The 24,523-nt window shown below is 65.2% G+C and carries 20 protein-coding genes and 1 tRNA gene; 7 read left to right on the top strand and 14 right to left on the bottom strand.

Annotated elements, in window-relative coordinates; all coding sequences use genetic code 11:
- Positions 1 to 156: 156 nt before the first annotated feature.
- Both HND55_14140 and HND55_14135 read right to left on the bottom strand, forming a co-directional pair.
- Positions 157 to 1,458, bottom strand: a complete 1,302-nt coding sequence (locus HND55_14140; protein QKK03701.1) for a type II toxin-antitoxin system HipA family toxin — start codon at positions 1,456 to 1,458, stop codon at positions 157 to 159.
- Positions 1,455 to 1,802 (bottom strand): helix-turn-helix transcriptional regulator, encoded by a 348-nt coding sequence (locus HND55_14135; protein QKK03700.1) that lies wholly within the window; start codon positions 1,800 to 1,802, stop codon positions 1,455 to 1,457. The genes HND55_14140 and HND55_14135 overlap by 4 nt, the downstream gene beginning before the upstream one ends.
- Positions 1,803 to 2,689: 887 nt before the next feature.
- Here HND55_14135 and HND55_14130 point away from each other — a divergent pair.
- A complete protein-coding gene (locus HND55_14130; protein QKK03699.1) occupies positions 2,690 to 3,625 on the top strand; it encodes a hypothetical protein in 936 nt (311 codons plus the stop codon).
- 518 nt (positions 3,626 to 4,143) lie between these two features.
- On the opposite strand, the gene HND55_14125 is transcribed toward HND55_14130, so the two are convergent.
- Positions 4,144 to 4,221 (bottom strand) — tRNA-Ile (locus tag HND55_14125).
- Positions 4,222 to 4,227: 6 nt separating this feature from the next.
- Positions 4,228 to 4,566, bottom strand: coding sequence for a DUF3144 domain-containing protein (locus tag HND55_14120; GenBank protein QKK03698.1), 339 nt, complete (start codon positions 4,564 to 4,566; stop codon positions 4,228 to 4,230).
- 160 nt (positions 4,567 to 4,726) lie between these two features.
- On the opposite strand from HND55_14120, the gene HND55_14115 reads away from it, so the two are divergent.
- Together HND55_14115 and HND55_14110 are read left to right on the top strand one after the other, a co-directional pair.
- Positions 4,727 to 9,031, top strand: coding sequence for a response regulator (locus HND55_14115; protein QKK03697.1), 4,305 nt, complete (start codon positions 4,727 to 4,729; stop codon positions 9,029 to 9,031).
- A gap of 160 nt (positions 9,032 to 9,191) precedes the next feature.
- On the top strand, positions 9,192 to 10,169 hold the full coding sequence (locus HND55_14110; protein ID QKK03696.1) for an IS30 family transposase: 978 nt from the start codon (positions 9,192 to 9,194) through the stop codon (positions 10,167 to 10,169).
- 185 nt (positions 10,170 to 10,354) lie between these two features.
- Here the strand turns inward: HND55_14110 and HND55_14105 are convergent, their stop codons facing one another.
- Positions 10,355 to 10,870 carry a methyltransferase domain-containing protein gene (locus HND55_14105; protein QKK04124.1) on the bottom strand — a complete coding sequence of 172 codons (516 nt, stop codon included), beginning with the start codon at positions 10,868 to 10,870 and terminating at the stop codon, positions 10,355 to 10,357.
- Between HND55_14105 and HND55_14100 the strand changes: the two genes are divergently transcribed.
- Complete coding sequence (locus HND55_14100; protein QKK03695.1) at positions 10,830 to 11,189, top strand: hypothetical protein; 360 nt, start codon at positions 10,830 to 10,832, stop codon at positions 11,187 to 11,189. The genes HND55_14105 and HND55_14100 overlap by 41 nt on opposite strands.
- Positions 11,190 to 11,232: 43 nt before the next feature.
- Entirely contained in the window at positions 11,233 to 11,946 is a 714-nt protein-coding gene (locus HND55_14095; GenBank protein ID QKK03694.1) for a ComF family protein, read from the top strand.
- A gap of 14 nt (positions 11,947 to 11,960) precedes the next feature.
- On the opposite strand, the gene ubiA is transcribed toward HND55_14095, so the two are convergent.
- Genes ubiA through HND55_14060 form a run of 7 tightly spaced genes read right to left on the bottom strand, consistent with a single transcriptional unit; the run spans position 11,961 to position 17,868 of the window.
- Positions 11,961 to 12,842 carry a 4-hydroxybenzoate octaprenyltransferase gene (ubiA, locus tag HND55_14090; protein ID QKK03693.1) on the bottom strand — a complete coding sequence of 294 codons (882 nt, stop codon included), beginning with the start codon at positions 12,840 to 12,842 and terminating at the stop codon, positions 11,961 to 11,963.
- Positions 12,839 to 13,504, bottom strand: a complete 666-nt coding sequence (locus HND55_14085) for an SPOR domain-containing protein (protein ID QKK03692.1) — start codon at positions 13,502 to 13,504, stop codon at positions 12,839 to 12,841. Before HND55_14085 ends, ubiA begins: the two co-directional genes overlap by 4 nt.
- Positions 13,501 to 14,238, bottom strand: coding sequence for a type III pantothenate kinase (locus HND55_14080; GenBank protein ID QKK03691.1), 738 nt, complete (start codon positions 14,236 to 14,238; stop codon positions 13,501 to 13,503). The genes HND55_14085 and HND55_14080 overlap by 4 nt, the downstream gene beginning before the upstream one ends.
- Positions 14,228 to 15,178: a biotin--[acetyl-CoA-carboxylase] ligase gene (locus HND55_14075; protein QKK03690.1), complete on the bottom strand. Its 951-nt coding sequence runs from the start codon at positions 15,176 to 15,178 to the stop codon at positions 14,228 to 14,230. The genes HND55_14080 and HND55_14075 overlap by 11 nt, the downstream gene beginning before the upstream one ends.
- Positions 15,179 to 15,187: 9 nt before the next feature.
- Entirely contained in the window at positions 15,188 to 15,826 is a 639-nt protein-coding gene (gene plsY / locus HND55_14070) for a glycerol-3-phosphate 1-O-acyltransferase PlsY (GenBank protein ID QKK03689.1), read from the bottom strand.
- Positions 15,819 to 17,636 (bottom strand): DegV family EDD domain-containing protein, encoded by a 1,818-nt coding sequence (locus tag HND55_14065; protein QKK03688.1) that lies wholly within the window; start codon positions 17,634 to 17,636, stop codon positions 15,819 to 15,821. The genes plsY and HND55_14065 overlap by 8 nt, the downstream gene beginning before the upstream one ends.
- 1 nt (position 17,637) lies before the next feature.
- Entirely contained in the window at positions 17,638 to 17,868 is a 231-nt protein-coding gene (locus HND55_14060) for a glutaredoxin family protein (protein QKK03687.1), read from the bottom strand.
- A 109-nt stretch (positions 17,869 to 17,977) separates the two neighbouring features.
- On the opposite strand from HND55_14060, the gene HND55_14055 reads away from it, so the two are divergent.
- Together HND55_14055 and HND55_14050 are read left to right on the top strand one after the other, a co-directional pair.
- Entirely contained in the window at positions 17,978 to 19,348 is a 1,371-nt protein-coding gene (locus HND55_14055; GenBank protein ID QKK03686.1) for an L-serine ammonia-lyase, read from the top strand.
- 301 nt (positions 19,349 to 19,649) lie between these two features.
- Positions 19,650 to 20,396: a M23 family metallopeptidase gene (locus tag HND55_14050; GenBank protein QKK04123.1), complete on the top strand. Its 747-nt coding sequence runs from the start codon at positions 19,650 to 19,652 to the stop codon at positions 20,394 to 20,396.
- A 155-nt stretch (positions 20,397 to 20,551) separates the two neighbouring features.
- Here the strand turns inward: HND55_14050 and HND55_14045 are convergent, their stop codons facing one another.
- Both HND55_14045 and HND55_14040 read right to left on the bottom strand, forming a co-directional pair.
- Positions 20,552 to 22,663 (bottom strand): hypothetical protein, encoded by a 2,112-nt coding sequence (locus tag HND55_14045; GenBank protein ID QKK03685.1) that lies wholly within the window; start codon positions 22,661 to 22,663, stop codon positions 20,552 to 20,554.
- Positions 22,660 to 24,408 carry a hypothetical protein gene (locus HND55_14040; GenBank protein QKK03684.1) on the bottom strand — a complete coding sequence of 583 codons (1,749 nt, stop codon included), beginning with the start codon at positions 24,406 to 24,408 and terminating at the stop codon, positions 22,660 to 22,662. The genes HND55_14045 and HND55_14040 overlap by 4 nt, the downstream gene beginning before the upstream one ends.
- Positions 24,409 to 24,523: the final 115 nt, after the last annotated feature.

The following is a 24,523-nucleotide window of genomic DNA, read 5'->3' as shown; positions in this document are numbered from 1 at the left end:
ACGCACGCACGGATGCTGTGACAAGGGGCGCGGCGCACGCTGCGGCTGAATGCGATCTGCAATCGTGCCGGGTCAATAGTCACTGCGCGACGTCGGCCCCATTCCTGACCGGGCAATTCAGGCGCCGGCTCACCGGACACGAGCGTTCTGATCGCGTCAGTGAATGTCGCGATGCATGCCCGCGATCCGCCGGGTGGTATTGGCGGGCAGGCCGGCGCGCTCGGCGAAACGGGGCCATTCGATGACGGCAGCCTTGACTTCGGACAGAATCGCCTCGGCCCTGCCGCGCTTCATCGAGGCGTTGCGGGCGCAGGCGCGCAGGTCTTCGAGCTCGAACCCATCGCGCTTGCCGTTGACGCTCATCTGATGGCTAGCGGTCCAGTCGCCGTCGGGGTTGTAGCTGTAGGTGACATCGAAGGCCGGCGACAGGCGCCATTGCCCGCGCTTGTCCATCAGGAAGGCGATGTTCTTGACGTGGTCGTCGTGGTTGCGCGCGAGCAGGTTGAACACCATGCGCCGGAACTGCTGCTCGAGCGCATCCGGGCCGAGATCAAGACGGCGGATGATCTGCAGCGCCTGCTCGTAGCTGTAGGCGCCGGGCAGGTTGTAGTCGAAGTGGGCCAGCGCACACAGCGACTGCATGTGGCGCTTGCCGCCGCGGCGGTCGCGGTCGAAGCGCCGGGTCATGAAATGGCGGCGGCCGTTTTCCTCGAACAACCGGCATTCTTCCATGTCGATGCCGGCGGCGGTAGCCATCAGGTAGTAGGCGTACTCGATCGCCCCATAGCCCTGCGGGTCGTCGAGGTCGTGGTCGCGGTTGCCGCGTACGCCGTCGAACTTCAGGATCCAGTGCTCGAAGCCTTCCTCGACCGGCACCTGGCCCGAACGCACCTCGTTGGTTTCCGGGTTCCAGGCGATGACCGCCTTGGCCCGGGCCCCGCCGGCCGAGGTGCCCACGCGCAGGATGTCGGCCATGGCGCGCTCGCTGGTGTCCTCGTCGAACCTGGCGTGCAGGCGGTCGCGGCCGGTCAGCACTTCGGACGCCAGCGCGACCAGCGCATCGACCTCGAGCCGGCGCGAGCGCGTGGCGCTGGGGCCGATGGCCGGCCGGAATTCCAGCGCACCCATGCCGCGGGCGCCGGTGTAGCACAGCCTCTCGACGGCGTTCATCGAAGCGGGCGGGCGGCCCTGGCGCGCCAGCCAGGCATTGATCAGCGCGTGGCCGAACCTGTCGGGCAGCGAATCGGCCAGCAGGCCGGGCAGCCCGTGGAAGGTCTCGCGCGGCAGCTCGGGAAAGCGGAAGACGCGGCGCGACAGCGGCATGGCCAGCGGTGCGATCTCGATGCCGCTGCTGACGAAAGCAGGGTCGTACTCGAACGCGGCCACGTCGCTGCCGGCCTCCAGCGCCACGGCGCCGATGCTGCGCCCCCACAGCCGGACTTCGGCGACGTCGCTCACGCGTCGTCACCCCAGGTCCAGTCGTCTTCGCCAGACGAGGTTCGGCGTTTCGACACGCGCTGCGGGCGCCGGCCCTGGTGGCGGAGCTTATCGAGCGGGCGCGGTCCGGTCGCGGGCAGCAGCTCGTCGAGCACCGCGAGCAGCTCCAGCACCCGGAAGATGCGCACCAGGCTGGTCATCTGCGCCGACTTGCCGGCCTCGATGCGCTCGACGGTGCGTTTGCCGACCCCGGCGCGCTCGGCCAGCTCGGCCTGGGTTAGGCGCGCGTCGATCCGTCGCTGGGCCAGGCGCTGCCCCAGCTCGGCGAGCACGGCATCATCGGTGGCAAGGTCGGACAGGTTCATGACTCATCAGATCTGACAATTTAAGGGTCAATTATGCCTTAATTCGCCAGTTTGCGCGATTAATTTATGATTACATAGTCGTCGATAATGACGAATTAGGATTATATTATGCGTTCAGTCGTCATATCAGACGGATTGAGATCGTCAGCTCCGTTCTCCACCGTCCGACAACGCCACGGTGCGTGCCCTGCAGGCCCAGACACCTCATGAGCCGCTCCACGGTAAATCGCGGCGATTCATGAATAATGCGGGCTAGGCTACCCGGTATAGCAGCATTTCCGGGGTCTGTACTCGCGTTGCCAATCCTCAGGTAGGGTGAAGCTACGCTCCGGTTGGCAACACTCTGTGCAGCCCCCGGAAATACGACTCTCCGGGCTTCCATCTCCGAAAAGTTATGCAACGTTGGGGTTCAGTTTGCGGTCGAGCTCCGGCTGGGTGAAAAAAGCGCTGGCCGTTCGGGTATTTCAACCCGCACGGCAACAACGCGCCTCGTGGCGCACGTGTGTGGTTCGACATGACCGCGTAGGCGTACACGGACACCGCAAAGCTATCAGCCAGCGCAAGGATGCGATCTTCGATCCACTGGCGGCGGTGCTCGAAGACCTTGCCGGTGGTGCTATCGAAGCCGCTGAGGAAGGCGCGCCCGACGCAGCGGCTCATACAATGATAGAAACCGGGTTTCTCGTTGCTGACCAATGGACTGCGTGGATAAGTCATGCGTTGATCTTGCCACCCGCTTGGGCACTGGCCAATCCTCAGAATCCCGGGTCGGACTGTAGGACAATTCCTAGAATTCGTGGGTGCGTGAATTCCGGTGTCCTGGATTCCGCGTCACGACGCTTTCGTCGATAATCCTTGCCAGTGGATTCGAAGGCTGACCCTAAAACATGTTGACCGTGGCACTGCTCATGGGGATCGCATTCGGAGTGGCCGCAGGGTTCCATCCACTGCTGCGCTTCGAGCGTCCGTTGCTGGCGCTGGCTTGCGCAACTTTTTGCCTAATACTTCTGCCGCTTCCCCTGGTTCTGGAGTCGCGCCTTGGCCGGCTCGTTGCGGCAATCGGCTGCGGATTGCTGGCGCTCAAAATCATCGACGTGTCGGTTGGGGCTGCGAAAGGGCACCGGCCCAATTGTCCAACTTATCTCGCCTACCTGCCCAACTTCGGTAGCTTCGTCCTGCGCAAGGCAAACGCGGAGCCGGCCGGGACCCGGTGCGAGAATGTCATCCACCTGTTCCGTGGCACTGCGCTGATGGCGTGCGGTTTTCTGCTGCTCAAAGGGCTCTATGTCATCGCCTGGGGAAACTGGCCCTTCTTCGTGGAGCATCTGTGCAAGACTCTCGGTTTCTTTGTCGGCGTTCTCGGATTATTCGAGTCTTTCTTTGCCATTGCGCGCCTGATGGGCGCCCGGGCGCGGAATCCACATCATGCGCCGCTTGCTGCCCGCACCCCGGCAGATTTCTGGCGCCGCTATAACCGACCTATCCAGCAGTTTTTCCACGAGAACGTATTCAAGCCGTTCGGGGGACGACGGCGACCGGTGGTGCTGACGCTATGGGTGTTTTTTATCTCCGCACTGATCCACGAATTCGGATTCTCCCTCGGTGCAGGGCACTTCCAGGGCTATCAGCTTGCATTTTTCATGCTGCACGGCATGGTTGTAGCAGCCACGCTTGGGATTAAGCCGAGGGGTGTGCAGGCCATGGTCTGGGTCGGGTTGACGCTGGCTTTCAACGTCACGACCGGTTTGCTCTTCATGGCCAGCCTGGACCAGATCGTTCCGATCTACGTCAATCCCCTTCCACAATGGTTAGCCGGATGGTAAGCGGCGCTGGAGAGTCAGCGATCGAGCGAACTAACCGCCATACGCAGCACGGTTGCTGCCATCACCGCGCAAGGTTGGCCATATAGTCCGCGATCTTCACTTCGCGCCCGGGCACGAGGGTCTGCAGGCTTGCGGTCACCACCGTGTTGAATGGCACCCAAAATTGACCCACTAGCCCCCCCCGGATTTGCATCGAATTTTGACCCACGTATAACACCCCCCTGCCAAAGAATTTCCAACGGAACGTGAGCAGGCTGTAGTAACATCACTTACCCAAGGGCGCGTTCGGAATTGACGGGGTACACTAGCTTAGCCATGGCCAACGAGAACATTAGGCTTGCGCCCGCGTTCGAACGATTGAGCGACGTCCAGGAATGATCACACCTGTCCCGAACGCGGGACGGGCGTGACAAATCGTGGTTGGGAGTGGCCACTTTATGCTTCCCTGGTGACCATAAAGTGGCCAAAACGGCCAATTTATGGTTCCCCAACCAATACGCCACGCACCGTTCTGAATGTGGTGGGCCCTGCAGGACTTGAACCTGCGACCTACCGATTATGAGTCGGCTGCTCTAACCCAGCTGAGCTAAGGGCCCGAAATATCAGTCGTTCTTGATCTCGGTGGGGTTGCCGGCGTGCTGGTCGGCTTCGGCTTTGGGAATCGGTTTGAGTCCCTTGGCCTCCAGCTCTTCTTTCTTGCGCTGCTGGATGTAGGTCAGGTTATTCTTGTACATGGTCGCCACCTTTTCGATGCCGTTGGATGCGAGAAAACCCTGGTTTCCGGCAGCCACGAAGGTGGCATAGACGCCCGAGGCGGCCATCAGCGCGGCCGAAACGACATTCTGGTCGAATCCGCGTTCGTTGACCATCTGGTTGGCCAGTTCGATGAACTCGTTGGTTGCCTGGTTGTGGGCGTCGATCTGCTTTTGTGCGTCTGACATTTCAAGCTCGAATGGTACGGTTGGGGTCTGGCCGGCACCGCATCACACGGTGGCGGCCGCGATCGGAAAGGATAGCACGGCCTGATCCAGAAGCTGTCGGTTGACATTGAAAGAGGGGAAAGGCAACTTGATTCGCTGCAATATTAGCCGGAGTGCATATTTGTCTACAATCAGGACACTGGCGACTGCGCTGCTGTGGCTTTGGGCTGTCGGCGCGCTGGCCTATCCGGGCGTGCGCTTCGAGCGCATCTCGATGGCCGAAGGCCTGTCGCAGTCGGGCATATCGGCCATGGCACAGGACGACGCCGGCTATCTCTGGTTTGGTACCCAGTACGGGCTGAATCGCTACGATGGCTACCAGTTCCAGGTCTGGCGCCATGACCCAGATGACCTCGATTCGCTGGCGTCCAGCCGAGTAACCGACATTCTGGCGTCCCGCTCTGGCGAACTTTGGGTTGGCTCCAAGAAAGGGCTCAATCGATTCGATCCCCGCCACGGTCGGATCAAGCGGATTGAACTGCCCCATCCGGACGCCCCAGCGCATCCCGGGGAAACCGGCGTGTCGATTCTGGCCGGCGAGGACGGGCGCGGTAACCTGCTGATTACATTGTACTCCGGAGCGCCAGCCGTGTGGCGGGCCGCAACCGGTCGCGTCGAGCGACTGATCTTTGAACCGGACCTTCCGGTCGAAGAGCAGCGCACGGCCTCGGCGCTGGTCGATGATCAGGGCCGATTCTGGATTCACAACCGGCATGGATTGTGGCGCGGCTCGGCGGCCAGCCCGAAGCTGCAGCGGGTCTGGCAGGACGAGCTGGTGGTCCACGACAAAGACCCCGCAAACGCCCTGGCGTTCACTAGCGCCGGCGGACTACTGGCACTGGCCCGGGACAGCGGTCTGTGGCTGTTTGAGGCCGGGTCCGCCGAATTGCTGCGCCATGTCGATCCGCGTCGGCACGGAACCGGCTCGAGCATCGTTGATGCCGTGACAGCAAGCAGCGACGGGGCGTTGTGGATCGCAACCAGAAACGCGCTGGTGCGCTATTGGCCGGATAGTGATCATTGGCAGCGGATAGCCAAGCTCGATGATGCACCGGCAGTCAGCCAGCGCCGCCGGCTGCAGATTGCCGAGGCCAATGGCGAGGTCTGGCTGGCCGGTGAGTTTGGCGTGGCCCGTTATCGTCCCGGTTTCTCTCACCTGCAGCGATTCGAGCACCGCCCGGACGATCCTGGTTCGCTGCCGGGCTCGCCGCGCAGAAACCCCTACTCTGTGTTCGCCAGCGACGACGGTACGGTGTGGATTGGCAGCTGGCTGGGCGGCCTGGCCCGATACTCACCGCAGCGACATCGTTTCGAGCACGTCAGCAGCGCCGGGCTGTCGTCGGACATGCCGCTGGCCCGCAGGAACGTGGTGCGCGCGGTGCTGGAAACGCGCCTGAACGATCGGGAACTGCTTTGGATGGGACTCGATTCGGCCGGATTGCGCGTCCTTGAGCGGGTTGGCAACGGTCGTTATAGCTGGCGATTCAGTCTGCATGCCGATGCTCCTGATCCCCGGCACCGACTGCCCAGCGATCGGGTCTGCGGGTTGGCAACCGTCCACGGCGGGCGCGTTGTGCTGGTGTCCAGCGGCAGGAGCCTGCTGGCCGTCGACGGCAGCGACGGCCGCATTCTCTGGCAGCGTCCGGTCGATTCGCCCGAACGGCCCGCACGCAGCCAGTCGCTGCTGGTCAGCCGGTCGCAGGATCGGGTGCTGGTTGGCACCTCTCGCGGAATTCGGGTATTCGATCTGCCCAACGCCCGCCAGCCGCCCCGCTGGCTGACCGATCCGGCGCTGCTCGACGCCTGCGAGGCATTCAACCTGCTCGAGCTGGAGGACGGTCGGGTGCTCGTGGCCTGCCGGTCGCGGCTGGCGCTGCTCGACTCCGTAACGCTTGAGGTGGTGTGGCAGGCGAGCCACGAGGCGCTGGGTCAGCCGGCCGGAACGGCCTTCTACGGGCTGGCGCAGTCGCCGGCAGAGACGCTGTGGGTCGGCGCCGACGAGGGCGGTTTGCTGCGGCTGGACCTGCCCGGGCCCTCGGCCCGTCCCGATGTGTCGTCGCTGCACCAGTACAACGAGGCAGACGGACTGGTCGACCGCACCATTTATGCCATTCTGCCGCAGGCCAATGGCGCGCTGTGGCTGAGCAGCAACCGCGGCTTGATGCGATTCGATCCGGACCTGCCCGGGGTGCGCCATTTCACGCCGCGCGACGGCCTGCAGGAGTACGAGTTCAACAACACGGTGGCCGCCATCGGTCCTTCCGGTCGCTACTATTTTGGCGGCATCAACGGCGTCAACGGCTTCTTTCCCGACCGGATTGAGGCGCATCCCAAGCCGCCGCTGGTTCACCTGCAGGGACTGTCGATCAACGAGCAGCGACTGGATCCGGCGACGCATGAAGGCGTAGTGCAGCTCGATCTCGCCCACGACAACAACACGGTTGAATTCCAGTATGTGGGGCTGCACTATGCCGACCCGCAGCGCAATCGCTATCGCTACCGGCTCGAAGGCGCCGATCGGGGCTGGGTCGAGGCCGGTTACTCGCGCCAGGTTCGCTACCCGGATCTCAAGTCCGGGCAATACCGCTTTTTTGTGCAGGCGGCCAACAGTGACGGTGTGTGGTCGACGCCCCATCTGCTGGCCGGGTTGACGATTCGCCCGCCTCCCTGGCAAAGCGGCTGGGCCTATCTGGGCTATACGCTGGCATCGCTGCTGCTGCTGGGATTGTTCGCCTGGCTGCAGCTTCGCAAGCGCGTCGAGCTGGCCAACCTGGTGCAGCAGCGCACGAGCGAGCTTGCCGAACAGCGGGACCTGGTCGCCCGCCAGGCAAACGAGCTGCGGGAGGCGCTGGCTCAGCGAACCGCGATGTTCGCCAATGTCTCGCACGAGTTTCGCACGCCCCTGACGCTGATCCAGGCCAGCCTGGAGCGCCTGCACCGCCAGGGTGCCGACCCGTCGGCCATCAGCCTGGGGCGTCGCTACCTGCGAAAACTGCTGCTGCTGGTCGATCAGCTGCTCGATCTGGCCCGGCTGCGAAGCGAACAGCCCCGTTCAGAAACCGGGCCCTGGTCGCCGGGTGCACTCGTGTCGATGATCGTCAGCGCCTTCGAGCCGCTGGCCGAGCGCCGCGGCATCGGCCTGACCGTCGAACTCGAATCGGGCTGGCAGACGCGCTGTGCGCAGGAGCTGGTCGAGAAGATCCTGCAAAACCTCATCAGCAACGCGATCAAGTTCACTCCGTCCGGGGGGCGGGTCATCGTGCGCCTGCACGCCCACGGCAGCGGCCTGCGTCTGACGGTGGCCGACAGCGGGCCGGGCATCAGCCAGAGGGATCAGGAACGGATCTTCGAGCGCTTCCATCGCGTGCCGGCCACCGAGCAGCGCCACGTCGCCGGGGCTGGTATCGGCCTGGCGCTGGTCAGGGAGGCGGTCAATGCGCTGGGCGGACGGGTGAGCGTCGACAGCCGGCCTGGCCAGGGCGCCTGCTTTCATGTCGACCTGGCCGGCGAGCGGGTTGGCGCAGCCGCTCCGCCGCCGCGGCGGCTTGTGCTGCAAGCCGATGCCCTGGACCTGCCGCCACCCGCCTACGCGATAACACCTGAGCAGCCCGGGGTGAACAGTGGACAGCGCCGCGTGCTGATCGCCGAAGACAACCCGGACTTGCGTGACTATCTGCGGGAACTGCTGTCGCCGCAATGGCGGGTGATCGAGGCGGCCGATGGCCGCGAGGCCCTGGATCGGGCCCAGCGCCATGCGCCCGAGGTGATCGTCAGTGATATTCTGATGCCGCACATGGACGGCCTGGAATTGCTCACCAGGCTGCGTGAATCGGTCGAGACCCGTCATATTCCGGTGCTGCTGCTCACGGCGCGCCGCGATACATCAACCCGCCTGAAGGGCCTGTCGCTGAGCGCTGACGATTTTCTGGCCAAACCCTTTGAACCGGCTGAACTGACCCTCAGGCTCGAGCGGATGATCGCCAACCGCGAGCGCTTGCGCCAGCGCCTGCGCCGGGAACTGGCCGAGCAGACGCGGGCGCTGGATCGTGGGTCGATCGCCGGCGAGACGGATCTCGACCAGCGCGACCGGGCGCTGCTCGAGCGGCTCCATGACTGGGCCGCGGCGCATTTCGCCGATCCGGATGCGGGGGCGCGGGAGATGGCAGTGGCGGTATCGCTGGAACCGCGTACGCTGCAGCGCAAGGTCAAGTCCCTGACCGGCCTGACGCCGGCCCAGTTCCTGAGAGCCTATCGACTGCGATGCGCCAGCGAAGCCCTGCTGGCCAGCCGGCAGAGCGTCAGTGAGATCGCGTTTGACTGCGGTTTTTCCAGCCCGCAGTACTTCACGCGAGTGTTTCGCCGGGAGTATGGATTGCCGCCCGACCAGTGGCGTCAGCACGGCAGGCGACGCGAGTCAGGATCATGAAATGTCGCTGGCGGTCAAACGATTGTCCGAAAAGGTTAAAAGTGGCCTCGTCAATGCCGTTAAGCTGTCTTGGATTCAACCGCGAAGTGCAACACCACTGACTGGTTAGAGGTGAGGTGCGCTAGCATCGGCACTCTAACCACCACGTTGGAGTTGCACGATGAGCTATACGCACCTCACCAGGGAAGAACGTTACCAGATTCGAGCCATGCTTGACGCCAACTGTACGATCCGCCGCATTGCCAGTGTTCTGGGCCGCTCTCCGGGCACCGTCTCGCGGGAGCTGGCTCGCAATCGTGGTCTGCGAGGCTATCGACCCGGCCAGGCGGATCGGTTCGCCAGCGAGCGTGCGGCTGCCAGCCGATGCCGACACCGAATCACCAAGCGCCAATGGACCGAACTCAGCCGGCTGATTCGCCTCGACTGGAGCCCGGAGCAAATCAGCGCTCGAGCGGCCCTGGAAGGCACGCTCGACATCTCGCCGGAATGGATCTATCAGTTCATCTATGCCGACAAGGCGGTCGGTGGCGATCTGTGGCGCCACCTGAGGTGTCAACGAAAACGGCGCAAGCGCTACGGCAGTGGACGCGATCGGCGAGGCCGCATTCCCGACCGGGTGGGCATTGAGGCCCGGCCGGCGGAGGTGGATACGCGCGAGACCATGGGCCACTGGGAAGGCGACACGATCATCGGCAAAGGTCATCGCGGCGCCGCCATGACCGCGGTCGAGCGCAAGTCGCGATTGCTTCGTATCGGCAAGCTGCCGAGCAAGTCGGCCAATGCGATGCGCCAGGTGTTTCGGCGTCGTCTCGGACCCATGGCCGAGGCTGTTCGATCGATTACATTCGACAACGGCAAGGAGTTCTCACAACATCGCCTGATCGGGGAAGACTTGAACAGTTTGACGTATTTTGCCGACCCGTATGCTTCGTGGCAGCGCGGCACCAACGAGAACACCAACGGACTGATCCGGCAGTATCTCCCCAAGAGCCGCAATCTGGAGACACTGACCGGCGGCGAGATTCGAATGATCGAGCATCGCATCAACAACCGACCAAGGAAGTGCAATGGGTACCTGACGCCAAACGAAGTTGCTTACAATAAGCGAGAGAAGTTAACCGTTGCACTTCGTAGTTGAAACCAAGTGTTGATATTGCGATGGTCACCGGGTGTGACCGTGGCAAAGAAAAACGCCGGTCGGGGTGTGGCAGCCTGCCCGGTGACCAGCAACGGGACGCACCACGTCAGGGAAGGGGAAGACCGGCGCTTGCTCAGGCGGGTGCCGGTTTTTTTCGTTTGGCCGAGGGCGACCGGCATGTGCCTTCAACGGCGACGGATGGTCAGATTGGCCAGCGAAATGCTCGCCGTTTCGCCTTCGGCACTGCGAATCGGTTGACCCTCCTCGGGCGCCCAGGCCGAGGCGTAGACGATTTCCCAGGTGATTGCCAGATCGTCTCCGGGCCGGCCGTCGCGACCAGGCGCTCGCTCCAGGGCATCCGGCAGCCGGCACCGAAAGCCGGATGCCTCCAGGTCGGCCACCAGTTCCGCAACGCTGTTGTGGCGAACGGTGAGCCAGTCGGTATCGAGTACCGGTTCCTGGAAACCCGCCCGGATCAGCGCATCGCCGAGGCGCTGTGCCTCGACGCGATGATCGGGTTCGATCTGCGCACCGCGCTCGATCAGTTCGCGAAACAGGTCGAGTCCGGGCAGCGTCAGCAGAATCAGTCCGCCAGGTCGAACGATGCGCCGCAGGCCATCCAGCGACTCGCCAAGGTCGCTTGAGCGGTGCAGCCAGAAGTTGGCGAAGGCCAGGTCGACACTGTGCTCGGCCAGCGGCAGCGCCCGCGCCGCTGGCCTTGACCAGCAAAAACCGCCGTCGCCATCGACCGCGGCGGCGCCGGGCCGCGGTCAGCCAGTCCGGCTGCGCCTCCAGGGCGATCAGGTCGGCATCCGGGTAGCGCTCCCGCAGCGCCAGCGTCTGGCGGCCCGTGGCGCAACCAATCTCGACAATGCGTCGTGGCTGGAAGCGCAGGCCGTCCAGTCGCTCCAGCAGCCGTTCACCGACCGTCTGGCAGACGACAGCGCGGCGATCAAAATCCGCTCCCGCCTGACCCGGATGACGCCGCCGGTGTTCGGGCGCGGCGGTGCGGCTGTGTGATTTGGGTACCATGAGGGTCAGGTAGACAGGTGGTTTCGGGTCGATGCTGACACTGGCCGATGCCCGTCAGGGGCTGACTGCACTGCGGCGCTTGCTTCTGCCGCCAGTATGCCTGATCTGCGGCGGCAGCGGGCGCGGTCGCCTGGATTGTTGCGCCGGCTGTGAAGCCGGACTTCCGGCTGCTATGCCGGGCTGTCGGCGCTGCGGGCTGGAGCTTGCCGATACCGTTGCCCGCTGCGGTCACTGCCAGCGACGGCCGCCGGCCTTTGACCGCTGCCGGGCAGGCTTTGCCTATCGTGACGAGATCGAGTCACTGGTGCAGCGTTTCAAGTTTCGTCGTGACCTGGCTGCCGGTCGCCTGTTGGCTGAGCTGACCGCGCGCCGCCTGCTGGCCGTCGGTGTGCAGCGTCCTGACGCGCTGGTGCCGGTGCCGCTGCACTGGCGTCGGCTGTTGTGGCGCGGTTTCAACCAGTCCGAGCTGCTGGCTGCAGACCTGGGCCGGGCACTGGGCGGCATTCCGGTCGAGCGAATGCTCAGTCGGATTCGCGCCACGCCGGCTCAGTCGACGCTGGCGGCAGCCCGGCGCCGGAGCAACGTCCAGCGCGCTTTCCGTGCGCTGCCCGGCGCATTGCAGGCCCGCAGCGTGGCCCTGATCGACGACGTCATGACCACCGGTTCGACGCTGAACGCCTGCGCCCGGGCGCTCAAGCAGGCCGGCGTCGACTACGTCGAGGTCTGGGTGATTGCCCGCGCCTGAGACCCGCCGGCCCTCTAAAGAAGCGACAGTGCGGCGCCGCAGAACAGGATCAGACCGACCCAGTGGTTGCTCAGGAACGCCTTGAAGCAGGCGTCCGGTTTGCGCTCCCGAATGCGCCACAGCTGCACCTGGAAATGCGCAAAGACCAGGGCCACCGCAGTCCACCAGGCCGGTTGGGGCAGATACTGACTGCCGATGAGCAGCAGCAGCGCCGTGAACAAGCCCATCAGGGCAGCGATGACCATCACGTCGGCCTGCCCGAATGCGATGGCTGCGGATTTCACTCCGGCGATAAGGTCATCGCGGCGGTCGGCCATCGCGTATTCGGTGTCGTAAATCACCGTCCAGACAAAATTGGCGGCAAACAACCACCAGGCTAGCGCGGGCAGGCTGCCGGCTTCGGCAGCAAACGCCATGGGTATGGCCCAGCTGAACGCGGCAGCCAGCACCAGCTGGGGAAAATGGGTGAAGCGCTTGAAGAACGGATAGGTGGCCGTGAGTGCCGCACCGCCGAAGGCCAGCAGAATGGTCAGGCGGTTGGTCAGGCTGACCAGCACCAGCGCAACGGCCAGCAGAACGAAAAAAAGCCCGAGTGCCTGGCGCGGCGTGATCTCTCCGGCGGCAATTGGCCGGGACCGGGTGCGCTCGACTTTGGGGTCGAGGTGCCGGTCGGCGAAATCGTTGATGACACAGCCGGCCGAGCGCATCACGATTACGCCGAGCGTGAAGATGGTCAGGTTGCCGGGCGAAGGCAGACCGCCGGCGGCAAACCACAGGCCCAGCCAGGTCGGCCACAGCAGCAGCGCGAAGCCAATCGGCCGGTCGAAGCGCATCAGGCGCAGCCAGGGGCCGGCTGAGCCGGCAAACAGTCGTGCGCGCAGCCTGAACTCGATCATGCGGGTTCGTCGGGTGCCGTCGGATCAGGCTCGAAGCACGGGATCTCGAGGCGCTGCGCCCCGGGGGAGGCGCGCATGATAAAGCGCCAGGGTGGCTCACCGTCGTTACTGACCTGATAGTCAACCCAGAACTGCGGGACGGTTTCTCGCCTGACCTCGAGCTGGGCGTTGAAGCCCAGTTCACGAATCTGTCTCTGGCGCTGGCGCGCATTTTCGATCTGTTCATAGAGTCCGACCGAGACCGCGTTTTCCAGCGCGCCGCCGGCCACCACATAGTAGTCCTCCACGCCGCGCTCCGCCAGTCGACGCGTCAGCGTCATGGCCTCGTTACGCGAGCTGGCTGGCAGGTAGACCCACCAGCCGCGGTCGCGGTCGGCCTCGGTCTGGCGGGTGCGCAGTCGGTTCGTGAACGGGCGCAGCCGATCAACAGCCCGCTGCTGGGCCAGCAGCGTGGCCAGCGGGCCGATGGTGTAGCAGCCAGCCGGGCGCTGTTCGTTCGACCTGACCTGCGTGACCAGTTCGGCGCGCGGCAGTGCCGGATCCAGCGGCCGAATATCCTGGTGTATCGGTTCGGGCGGGCTGGAAAACAGCCAGCTCACCAGCAGCACCAGGTTGACCGCCAGCAAGGCGATTGCGGGCCAGCGCCAGCGCGATGGATTCATGTCGTTTTTGCCGCCATTGCCAGTCCTCGCAGTACCAGATATGGATCATGATGCGCCGGCTGCCGCAATACGCCGGCCAGCCCTGGCGCGTCGCCGCCGGTGATCCACACGTCGATGTGGTCGTCCAGCAACCCGCCGGCGCGATCGCAGGCGAACTCAATCGCCCCGGCAAGCTGCAGCCAGCCACCGGCGGCCACCGCTGCAGCGGTGGTCCGTGCCGGCCGTCCAGCCATAAACTCACCACAGGGCTCGCCGGCCAGGCCCGGCGCACGCGCGAGCAGTCCGTCGCGTGCGGCATGCAGACCGGCCATGATCCAGCCTCCAAGATGCCGGCCGGAGGTGTCGACCAGATCGATGGTCAGTGCGCTGCCGCAGTCGGCCACCAGCAGCGCGCCACGGCTTTGCTGCCAGGGCCACTGCAGCGCCAGCCAGCGATCACAACCCAGACCGGGGTAAGCCGGGGTCACCGGCAGAAGCCGGTCGCCGCTTGCAATGATATCGATATCCACCTGGCATTGGGCCAGGCGGGCAGTGATCGCTTCGACTGTGGCTCGCCGGGACTGTGCGCACAGCACGGCGCGCCGGACCGGCGCGTGCCGCCGAACGATCTGCTCGAGTTGCTCGAAGAGGCCCACACCGGCCTGTCCGGCCGTTTCGATGACCAGGCGGCCGTCGACAGCGCAGGCCCACTTGATGCGCGAGTGCCCGATGTCAATGAGCAGATCAGTCGGCACGAACGCTGACCTCACCACCGGCGATTGGCAGGGTGCCGGCCGAAGACCGGATCAGAAGCCGCCCGCTGGAATCAACTCCGGCGGCCACACCGTCTATGGTTTCATCCTGGGCACGCTCGACCCGGACCCGGCGATCCCTTAGCGCGTCGAGGCGATTCCACTGACCATGAAACGGCGCGAAGCCGGTCCGGTCGAAGGTCGCCAGCGCCCGGGCCAGGGCGTCGATCAGCCGGCCTGCCAGGACATTGCGCCCGATCGGGCAGCCGTGGACCATCAGCCCCGTGCAGGGCTGGTCGATCGTCGCAGGGTCAGGCGCAATCAGGTTGATACCGCAGCCGACCACGGCGCGGCAGGGTCCTTCAGCTGCGCCGCTGACCTCGACCAGGCAGCCCCCCAGTTTCGCGTTACCGATGACCAGGTCATTGGGCCACTTGACCTGAACGGCAGCCGGGCCCAGGCCGCGCAGCAGGCCTGCGGCGGTCACCCCCACCACCAGGCTCAGGGGCGCCAGTCCGGCGAGTCCGCTCTCAAACCGCCAGCCCAGCGAGAGGTAGACACCGCCGCCCAGCGGCGAGGACCAGCCACGGCCGCGCCGACCACGGCCTGCCGTCTGTGCTTCGGCAACCAGTGCGGTGGCGTGCGGCGTGCCTTGCCCGATCAGCTGCCGGTTGGTCGATGCGACGGCACCGGCAACCTGCAGATCGACGCCGGCATACGTGGTTTCGGCGGCGATGAGGCTTGCGTTCAGGGGTTCGATGGGCTGTGCCAGGCGGTAGCCTTCTCCGGCCGAACCGCCGATCGCCAGGCCCAGCTGGCGCAACGCCCGGATGCGTTTCCAGATGGCCGCCCGGGTGATGCCCAGTTCTTCGGCCAGCGCGGCGCCGTTGAGACATTCACCGTTGGCCAGGTGCTGGTAGATGTGCATGAGTTCGGGGCTCATCGGCCGGGCCTACCTGCGTCGGATCAGTCGCGCCTTGTCGAAGCGGTTTTCGCGGCCGGCACGCATGCGCGCCAGATTGCCGCGGTGGGTCAGCACCAACAGCAGCGCCAGCGCAATGGCCAGGGCGCCCAGGGCCGGCGGCAGCGGATCGGGGCCCAGCAGCCACATGGACGGCACCAGGCTCAAGCCGGCCAGAATGGTCGACAGGCCAACATAGCCGGTGCCGATGAGCGTGACCAGCCATACCAGCACCAGCGCTGGCAGACACCAGGGCGCGACGATCGCCAGCGCCCCGACTGCGGTGCCGGCCCCCTTGCCGCCGCGGAATCGGAAATACAGCGGCCAGATGTGTCCGAGCACGGCGCAGAAGCCGGCGGCCGCCGCCAGGCTGACCGCCGGCATTGGCTGATTGCTGACCAGTGGCCCGAGCAGCGGCAGTGCAGCGGCCGCCAGCGCCCCCTTGCCGATGTCGATGATCACCACGCCGAGGGCGAACTGCCAGCCGACTGTGCGCAGTGCATTGGTGCCGCCGGCATTGCCCGATCCGAGCTGTCGAATGTCGATGTTGCGCAGACGACCGAGCACCAGCGCGCCGGAGATCGAACCGAGCAGGTAGCCGCCGATCATGGCCAGCAGCAGCTCAATCATCGTGTGCCTCCGGCGGCTGCCAAGGGTGCAGGCCGACAATCAGTGTGCCCGGCCCGGCATGGGCGCCGACGGCCGGGCTGGCCTCGACAATCCAGCACGCATCGATTTCGGTGTGGGCCGCAAGCAGTCGGTCGCGCAGCTGACGCGCGTCACGGGCGGCATCGGTGTGGCTGATGACAACGCGGTAGACCGTGCCGGAATTCATGCGGCGCAGCACGTAGCGACAGAATCGCTCGAGCGCCTTTGTGCGCCCGGGTATGACTGCACGTGCGGTCAGATCCCCCTCTTTCGATGCGGTCAGAATAGGATTGAGGCGAAGCCGGCGGGCAATTGTCTCCATCCAGGGCCGCACGCGGCCGCCGCGCACCCCCCAGGACAGATCGCGCGCCAGCGCAAAGGTGCGGAATTCGTGTCGATGCTCGGTCAGCCAGGCGGCAATGGCAATCCGTTCCCAGCCGCGCGCGGCCGCTTCGGCGGCCCACAGCACCATCAGGCCCTGTCCGCAGGCGGCGTTGCGTGTATCGAACACGGCGATGCGCCCGGCATCAACCCGTTCAGCCGCCTGGCGTGCTGCCTGCAGGGTACCGCTGAGCCGGCCCGAGATGTGCAGGCCAATGACCTCGAGCTGGTGGGAGACGAGGAGCTCGAACTGCCGGCGAAAGTCGGCCGGTGGCGGCTGTGAGGTTTGCGGATGCCGGCCGGGCTGGCCCAGCCGACGGTAGAAGGCGGCCGGGGTCATCGTGAGCTTGTCGAGAAACTCGTCCTGGCCGAAGTTGAGGCGGATGGGAATGATGTGGATGCCCAGTCGCTCCGCTTCCTCGGGGGGCAGATCGGCGGCTGAATCAGTGACGATCGCTACGCGGCCGCGCTGGCTCATCAGCCGGTGCTGGCGGCGCATGTCGTCGGCCTTCTGTTGCCGGATCTCGCCAAAGCGCGCGCAGATGCGGAACACCTCTCCGGGCGTATTGGTGTGGATGTGCACGCGCACGCGCCGGTCGCTGCCGGCAACCACGAGCGAGTCGGCTGACAGCGATTCGAGCTCACGCCGGAGCTGGCCAACGGGCATCTGCTCACCATCGACCAGGCACTCGGTGCAGTAACGGTGGCCGTCCGGAGCCGGCATTTTTTCGGCCGGCAGTTCCGGCACTGTGCTCGCCACGGCTTCGGTGCTGGCCGGGACGCGCCCGCTGCGGGTATAGCGCCAAACGCCTTCGAGCAGGTCGACGAAGCCCTGGGCACCGGCATCGACCACGCCGGCGTCGCGCAGAACCGGCAGCAGGTCGGGCGTGCCGGCCAGCGACTGCCGCGCGCGCCGCAGACCGTAGCGCAGCAGGGCACGAATATCGTCCACGCCGTCGCGGACCCGGCGCGTCAACTCATCGGCGAAGTCCTCGAGCACGGTCGGCAGGGTGCCGGGCACCGGCTCGGACATCGCCTGCCAGGCCGACTGCGCCCCGGCAGCCGCTGCGCTGGCCAGACGGGCGCCGTCGAACACCTGGTATCCCCGGCTGCTTTCGCTGAGACCCTGGAAGTACTGCGCGAGAATGGCCCCGGAGTTGCCGCGTGCCCCGTCGAGGGCTGCGTCGGCAATGCGGCCCAGCAAATCGGGCAGGCTGTTGCCCGGTTGCTGCTCGATGACGCGGCGTACGCTGGCCAGGGTAAAGACCAGGTTGGTCCCGGTATCGCTGTCGGCCACCGGAAACACGTTGATCCGGTTGATGGCCTCCCGGTGCCGGAACACGTTGGCAATGCCGGCCAGTAGCGCTTCACCGAAACGCGACGCATCGACATGCGAAATGGCGCTCGACACGTCAGTCTTCGAGCAGATCGCGAACCTGGGAAGCGGTGAATGGCCAGGCCAGTTTTTCGCCGGTTTGCGGATTGAAAAGCACCGGGATCTGGTCGCCATAGCGCTCGCTGAGTTCGGCGTCGCTGTCGATATTGACCTTTTCGTAACGGTTGCCCAGGCCACCTTCGGCCAGCAACGCCTCGGCCTTGGTGCACAGGCTGCAGTCCGGCCGGGTGTAGAGCTTCAAAGACATGGCTCCCGAACTCCTTGTCGTATCGCCTTGGTCGAATTCACCATTGTAGCTGCTGACGGCGGCGCGCGTTCATTGGTCCAGCGGCTTACACGCGGTAAACTTGGCGCCCATGGCTGTCAGTGTATTCGACCTGTTCAAGATCGGCATCGGACCGTCGAGCTCGCATACTGTCGGGCCGATGCGGGCTGCCGCGATGTTTGCTGAACGGCTTGCCGAACAGGGGCGGCGGGAGGCCGTTGCCCGCGTGACCGTCGAGCTGTTCGGATCGCTGGGTCATACCGGTCGCGGTCACGGCACCGACCGCGCTGTTGTCATGGGGCTGGAGGGTGAGCAGCCCGACCGGATCGATCCCAACCACATTCCCCGGCGCATGCAGGCCATTGCCGGGAGCGGGTCGCTGAGGCTGGCCGGCGTTCGCGAAATCGTCTTCGATCTGCGTCGGGATCTGGTCTTTCACAAGCGCAAGACGCTGCCGCACCATCCCAATGGCATGCGGTTTACCGCAATGGACCGCGAGGGCCAGGTCGTTCGCAGCGGCGAGTACTACTCGATCGGTGGCGGCTTCGTGCTCGATCCGGATGATGCGGCCGAAAGCCGTATCGTGGCCGACGACACGCCACAGCCCTATCCGTTCGCGACAGCCGAGGCGCTGCTGCAGATCTGCAGGCAGCACGATCTTCGGATCGCCGAGGTCATGATGGCCAACGAGTGTGTCTGGCGCAGCCAGGACGAGGTCGTCGACGGCCTGATGACGATCTGGCAGGCCATGCAGGACTGCGTGAAGCGCGGTCTGGGCGCTCCCGGTCATTTGCCCGGGCCGCTGAAAGTGCCGCGGCGCGCGCCGGAGCTGTTCGCGCGGCTGAAGGAGCAGGCCCGGCAGGATGACCTCGACAGTCTGGACTGGATCAACCTGTACGCGCTGGCGGTCAACGAGGAAAATGCGGCCGGCGGCCGCGTGGTCACGGCCCCGACCAACGGCGCTGCGGGGATCATACCGTCGGTTTTGCACTACTACCGGCGTTTCGTCGACGGCGCCAGTGAGGCGGGTGTGATCGAGTTCCTGCTGACCGCCGCCGCGATCGGTCTGCTCTACAAGGAAAACGCATCGATCTCCGGCGCCGAGGTTGGCTGCCAGGGAGAGGTCGGCGTGGCCTGTTCAATGGCCGCCGGCGCACTGGCCGCGGCGCGTGGCGGCAGCATGGCGCAGGTCGAGAATGCCGCCGAGATCGGCATGGAGCACAACCTGGGACTGACCTGCGACCCGGTCGGTGGCCTGGTGCAGATTCCCTGCATCGAGCGCAACGCCATGGGCGCGGTCAAGGCGGTCAACGCCGCGCGCATGGCGCTGGCCGGTGACGGCACCCACAGCGTCTCGCTCGACAAGGTCATCAAGACCATGCGCGATACCGGGCGCGACATGAAGACCAAATACAAGGAAACCTCGCGCGGCGGGCTGGCGGTGAACGTGATCGAATGTTGACGAATCAGGATGCAGGCTCGGGGATGGCGCTTCGCGCGGCGCAGTCGGGCCGGGTGGGTCCGCCTCCCAGCTCTTCAGGCAGCCGGCGGCCGGTCCTGAGCCGTGCGCACCTGGAGGTGATGTGATCGGGCGTGCTTTGACCAGTCTGGCGTTGTGGCTGTTACCCGTCGTGGTCGCGGGGCAGACGATCTATATCTTTGAGGATGACGAGGGCATCACGCATTTCACCGACCGAAAGCCGGTGACCGACCACGAGGTCAGGGTCCAGCGTGCGGTGGCCGAACCGAAGAACCTCATCGAGATGCATCGCAGCGGTCCGGACAGCGCGCCGGTGTGGTGGTTCCGAAATCGCATTCACGGCCCGGTTGCGCTCAGCATCCGCTTTTCGGAGGCGCGCAACGTGGTCAGCGAGCCGCCGCTGCCGGCTCTGTTCGTGCTCGAGGCGCGGGTCGAGCGCGAGCTGGTGACCATCGGGCCGCTGGACCGGACGCGTTCCTGGGAATACCGCATCGAGACGGCCAGTATTCCAGGTCACCCGGATGCAAGGCATCGGCCCGAACGGCCTTACCGGGCCCCGGTGCCGGCCGGCCGACGCTTCCGGATCGGGCAGGCATTCGGTGGTCCGTACAGCCACACGACGGCATCGAGCCACCACGCCGTCGATATCGATATGCCTGCCGGAACGCCGGTGCATGCGGCACGTGCCGGCCTGGTCATGGATATGGCCCGTCATTTCCACGGTACCGGCGAGGATCCCCGGCGCTACGGCCCGCGCGCCAATTTCGTGCGCATTCTGCACGAAGACGGTTCGATGGCCGTCTATGCCCACCTTGGCTACGAGGGGGTGACCGTCAGGCCGGGTGACCGCATCGAGCGGGGTCAGCAAATCGGCCTGTCGGGCAACACCGGTTATTCGACCGGCCCGCACCTGCATTTTGTCGTCCAGGTCAATCGCGCCATGGAGCTGGTCTCGGTGCCGTTCGAGTTCGAGGACGAGAACGGCCAGCCAGTTGCCCCGGAGCCGGGCATGTTCCTCCAGGTACACTAGCCTGATATCAGATCCGCACCCATGCGTCGAAGCGAGCGATAGAGGCTGCCGGATGCGATTCAGGCTGCCGTGGCTGTCGCCGACGTTTTGACGCTGGTGGCGCGCAACGCGCACGACTTCCAACCGGGCGGACGCCCGGAAGTACTCATTCCGTATCAGCTCTGATCGGCGTCCGTTTCGCACTCGGCCAGCATGGGTCGGGCGAGGCGCTGGAGGGGGTATTCGCCGCTGCCAAAGCTCTCCAGCTCGCTGGTCCAGATGATCCGCCCGTCGCCGACTTCCGGGAATCGCAGCTCCAGGCTGCCCCAGTCGACGATCTCGATTTCGTCGGCGTCGAAATCCTGACCGAAGCCGGTGCCCTGCGGCTGGTAGATCTCGATTTCGGCCCGGTAGGGAAATTCCGGCGGTGGATCCATGGTCAGCCCCAGGTTCTCGAACACGCCCTGCCCGATCATCCAGGCCTGCTGGCCAGAACCGTCCGCGGCGTGGGTGAACCAGTAGATCACCACCCGATCGTCCGGCAGCACTTCGACGACGAAGCCTTCGCCTGAGCGTTCCGGGTTGTACCAGGCGCCCGAATACTGCTGGAAGTCACTCCGGTTGTCGCAGGTGGTGCCGGCCAGCCGGCTCAGACGCGTCTGGTCGAAGCGGCCCGTGAAGACATCCCAGAAGCAGGCGCCGGTGATGCAGAAGCCATTACCCCGGTAGTCATAGAAGAAGTGCAGGGTGTCCTGGTCGATCCGGTTCTGGCGTATCCAGGTGTGGCTGGGTCGGGACGAACCGTCGGCCAGCCCTTCGCTGAACCGGCCGCCGGAGGTGATCCACATTGGTCTGAACTCGCCGTACGTGTCAGCCGGGTCGGTGACTTCTACCAGCCACATCTGCTCAGGCGCCTGGTCTTCTTCTTGCCCCTGCGGGGCGTAGGTGAACCAGTAGTTGAGCAACTGGCCATTGTCCAGAAGCATCAGCGTCACGCCTTCGCCGGAGCGTTCGGGCTGGTACCAGGAGCCGCTGATGGTTGGATCCAGGCCGCCCTGTTCACGACCGATGCAGGACTGCAGTGCCAGGCCGCGATGCACCGGTTCAATGGCTTCCAGCATCTCGGCCTCTGGCATCTCGATGTCGTTGAAACAAAGGTCGAGACCGAAGTCCGGCGATTGCCACTGGAAGGGGGTGTTGAACTCGGTGTAGTCGATGTCGGGCAGGGCGCCGGAGAAACGGTTGTTGGCGACGTGCAGGCGAAGCCCGAGATCGCCGTGCGGGCCGGGCACCGGAAAGTCGTCCAGATCGAGCGCTTGGAATACATCGGCGATCGGGCCGGCCAGGTCATTGTTGTCCAGGTCGAGTTCGGCCAGGTCCAGCTCGTCGATCCATTCGGGCAATTCACCCGAAAGCGAGTTGTCACTCAGATCGAGTTCGGTCAACGCCCCCAGGGCTGGAAGCAGCGCGGGCCATTCGGCGATGTCGTTGTCGGCGATGTCGAGTCTGAAAAGATTCGGAAACAGATCCCCTTCAGTTGAATTGATCTCGGTGATCCGGTTTTCCGACAGGTCGAGCAGGTTCAACTCGGGCCACGGTTCGGACAGGTTCAGTGCGCCTTCGAGGCGGTTGTTCGACATTTCCAGAGAATGAATCACGCCAGTGGCTTGCCAGGACGCCGGTGGAAGACCGTCAAACCGATTGCCATTGAGCGCGAGTTCGATTTCCCTGCCCAGTGGGCCTGCGGGAAGCGGACCCGGATCGAAGCCGTCGAGCATGTTGCCGGACAGCTCCACCTGCGTGTGGGGCATGCCCTCTGCCATCGCGAGAATTGCTGCTGGAACCGGGCCGGAAAACTGGTTCTGACTCAGGAAGAGACCCTCGAGCGAAGGCAGCCCCCAGAGATTGGGCGAAATCGACCCCGTGAGCTCATTGTCGCTGACCACCAGACTGATCAGGCGATTGAGTCCGACGAGGGAGTCCGGAAGCCGGCCCACCAGGTTGTTGCCCGGAAGCATCAATCGAAGTATGAACGGCGTGCCCGACTGCTGTCCCGCGCACTGCACGCCGAACCAGTTGCATTCGCTACCCGCTTCGGCCAGCCACCCGGCGTTGTCGTCCCAGTCGTCTCCCCCGGTTGCCTGGTAGAAGTCAATCAGGGCCTGCCGTTCTTCAGCCGAGACCCGGGCGTGCACATTCGTGGACCCGGCGAATGTCAGAAACCCGGCCAACAGCGCCACGAGGAAGCCCGAGCGGACGGCGCTGCGATAGTGGCTGATCGCTCTCACTGGCTGCCTCCGTCCTCGCAGTCGGCCAGCATCGGCCGGGCCAGGCGTTCGAGCTCGTAGCTGCCCGAGCCATAGCCCTCGATATCACTGTCCCAGCGAAAGACCGGATGGTCGGCGTCCACGATTTCGAGGTCGAACTCGATTCGGCCCCACTCGATCAGCCTGATCTCGGCCGGATCGAACTCCGGACCATAGCGACCGCCGGTCGGCTGCAGCACCGGGTCGACCACGAGGCTCGTCGCTACCGTGCCGGGCGCCGGGGCAGCCAGAATGAGGTGACTCTCTATTTCACCCTGACCGACCAGCCAGGTCTGCTCGCGTGAGCCGTCGGGCTTGTAGGTGAACCAGTAGACGAGGGCCTGGCGGTTGGGCAGCACCTCGATGAGGAACCCTTCGCCGACCCGGTCGGGGCTGTACCAGGCGCCGGAGTATTGCTGAACGCTCGATTGGCTGTCGCAGGACACGCCGGCCAGCCCGGTCAGTCGCTGATAGTCCATGCGGTCGCCAATGACCGGCGGCACACACAGCTCGGGCGGCGGCTGATCGGGGTCGGCTTCGTCCCAGGGTCCGCAGCCGGACAGATCATGGTAATGACGCTGCAGGTGAAGCCGGTCGGCTGCGACCCGGCCCATCCGGAAGCCGGCGAGGCCCCGGACGAACGGATGGTCGCCGTCGAAGCGCAGGCCGGCGTTGAAGCTGCCCTGGGTCTCGAGCAGCCAGTCCCACTCGAAAAATCGCTCGCCGGCCAGGCCGACCTCGAACAGCCACTGCTGCCGGCCCTGGGTATCGAAGCCGAAGTGGTAGAGCAGGGGTGCGCCGTTTTCGAGCAGCATCAGGGCAACCCCCTCGCCGGCGCGCTCCGGATGGAACCAGCTGCCGCTGACGGTCGCGTCCACGGGCTGGCGCTCGCGCGCCAGGCACTGTTCGTAGTCCGGGCCGCCGACGTGGCGGTCGGCCACCCATTGCGCGACTTCAGGGTTGTCGATCAGGAAATCGTTGAAGCACAGGTTGAGTCCGCCGCCCATGTTGCCGATGTCGCGCGTGTAGAGCCTGGCGGAGAGAATGTCGGTGCTCAGCTTGCCCGAGAACCGATTGCCGGCCAGGTCGAGCCGGGACCATTCGGTGCTGCTGACAGCGCCAAAGGCATTGAGGTGGCCGGCATCGAGCCGGTTGTCGGCCAGGTCGAGATCGCCCAGATCCAGCTGCTGCCAGCTGTCGGGTACGGCCCCCTCGAAGTCGTTTCTGGCAAGCAGCAGGCGTCGATCCTCGATCAGTGGAACCTCATCTTCAAAGCCCGGCAGGGGCCCGGTGAACCGATTGCCGGACAGATCAACCTGTTGGGTGCGCAGCGGGAAATGGTCGACCTGACCGGAAATCCGGTTGTCGCTGAGGTCGATCAGCCGCCCGGCGGGCAGCAATCTGAACAGCAGCGCCGACAGCCTCTCCGTCATTTCGCCGGACAGGTCGTTGCCCGGCAGTTCAATGGCATCCAGCTCGAAAAGTCCCGGCCAGAACTGCTCGCCGCAGACCACCCCGTACCAGTCACACCAGTGGACTTGCGGGTCGAGCCAGCCGTCGTTGCGGCGCCAGTTCTCGCCGTCCAGGGTTTCGTAGAGCAGCGGCAGCAGTTCATCGTCGGGCTGTGGCGGTTCCGGCGACAGCGCCGACAGCGGGGCGCTGAGCGCAAGTACAACCGCGGCCAGGGCCGGGGCGGGGCGGTTCCGGATTCGTGCGCAAGCCTGCATGAAGTTTCTGCCTTTATTGCAAGGGCCAGGTCGTCCCCCTGCACCGATGGTACGGAAAGGCTCGGAGTCGTGCAATTCCCGAGCCTGGCCCCGTGCGTCCGGGGCGGTGCGGCCG

The organism is Pseudomonadota bacterium, from assembly GCA_013285445.1.
In the GTDB taxonomy this organism is placed as follows: Bacteria; Pseudomonadota; Gammaproteobacteria; order Xanthomonadales; family Wenzhouxiangellaceae; genus Wenzhouxiangella.
Note: the sequence above shows the minus strand (reverse complement) of the source record. Positions and strands in the feature narration are given on the sequence as shown.

Bases quoted from the DNA above. Each gene is read 5' to 3' on its own strand.
- ubiA (QKK03693.1), bottom strand. From the start codon at position 12,842: ATGATCGAGTTCAGGCTGCGCGCACGACTGTTTGCCGGCTCAGCCGGC.
- HND55_14110 (QKK03696.1), top strand. From the start codon at position 9,192: ATGAGCTATACGCACCTCACCAGGGAAGAACGTTACCAGATTCGAGCC.
- HND55_14095 (QKK03694.1), top strand. From the start codon at position 11,233: ATGCTGACACTGGCCGATGCCCGTCAGGGGCTGACTGCACTGCGGCGC.
- HND55_14040 (QKK03684.1), bottom strand. From the start codon at position 24,408: ATGCAGGCTTGCGCACGAATCCGGAACCGCCCCGCCCCGGCCCTGGCC.
- HND55_14055 (QKK03686.1), top strand. From the start codon at position 17,978: ATGGCTGTCAGTGTATTCGACCTGTTCAAGATCGGCATCGGACCGTCG.
- HND55_14050 (QKK04123.1), top strand. From the start codon at position 19,650: ATGCATCGCAGCGGTCCGGACAGCGCGCCGGTGTGGTGGTTCCGAAAT.
- HND55_14085 (QKK03692.1), bottom strand. From the start codon at position 13,504: ATGAATCCATCGCGCTGGCGCTGGCCCGCAATCGCCTTGCTGGCGGTC.
- HND55_14060 (QKK03687.1), bottom strand. From the start codon at position 17,868: ATGTCTTTGAAGCTCTACACCCGGCCGGACTGCAGCCTGTGCACCAAG.
- HND55_14120 (QKK03698.1), bottom strand. From the start codon at position 4,566: ATGTCAGACGCACAAAAGCAGATCGACGCCCACAACCAGGCAACCAAC.
- plsY (QKK03689.1), bottom strand. From the start codon at position 15,826: ATGATTGAGCTGCTGCTGGCCATGATCGGCGGCTACCTGCTCGGTTCG.
- HND55_14130 (QKK03699.1), top strand. From the start codon at position 2,690: ATGTTGACCGTGGCACTGCTCATGGGGATCGCATTCGGAGTGGCCGCA.
- HND55_14135 (QKK03700.1), bottom strand. From the start codon at position 1,802: ATGAACCTGTCCGACCTTGCCACCGATGATGCCGTGCTCGCCGAGCTG.
- HND55_14075 (QKK03690.1), bottom strand. From the start codon at position 15,178: ATGAGCCCCGAACTCATGCACATCTACCAGCACCTGGCCAACGGTGAA.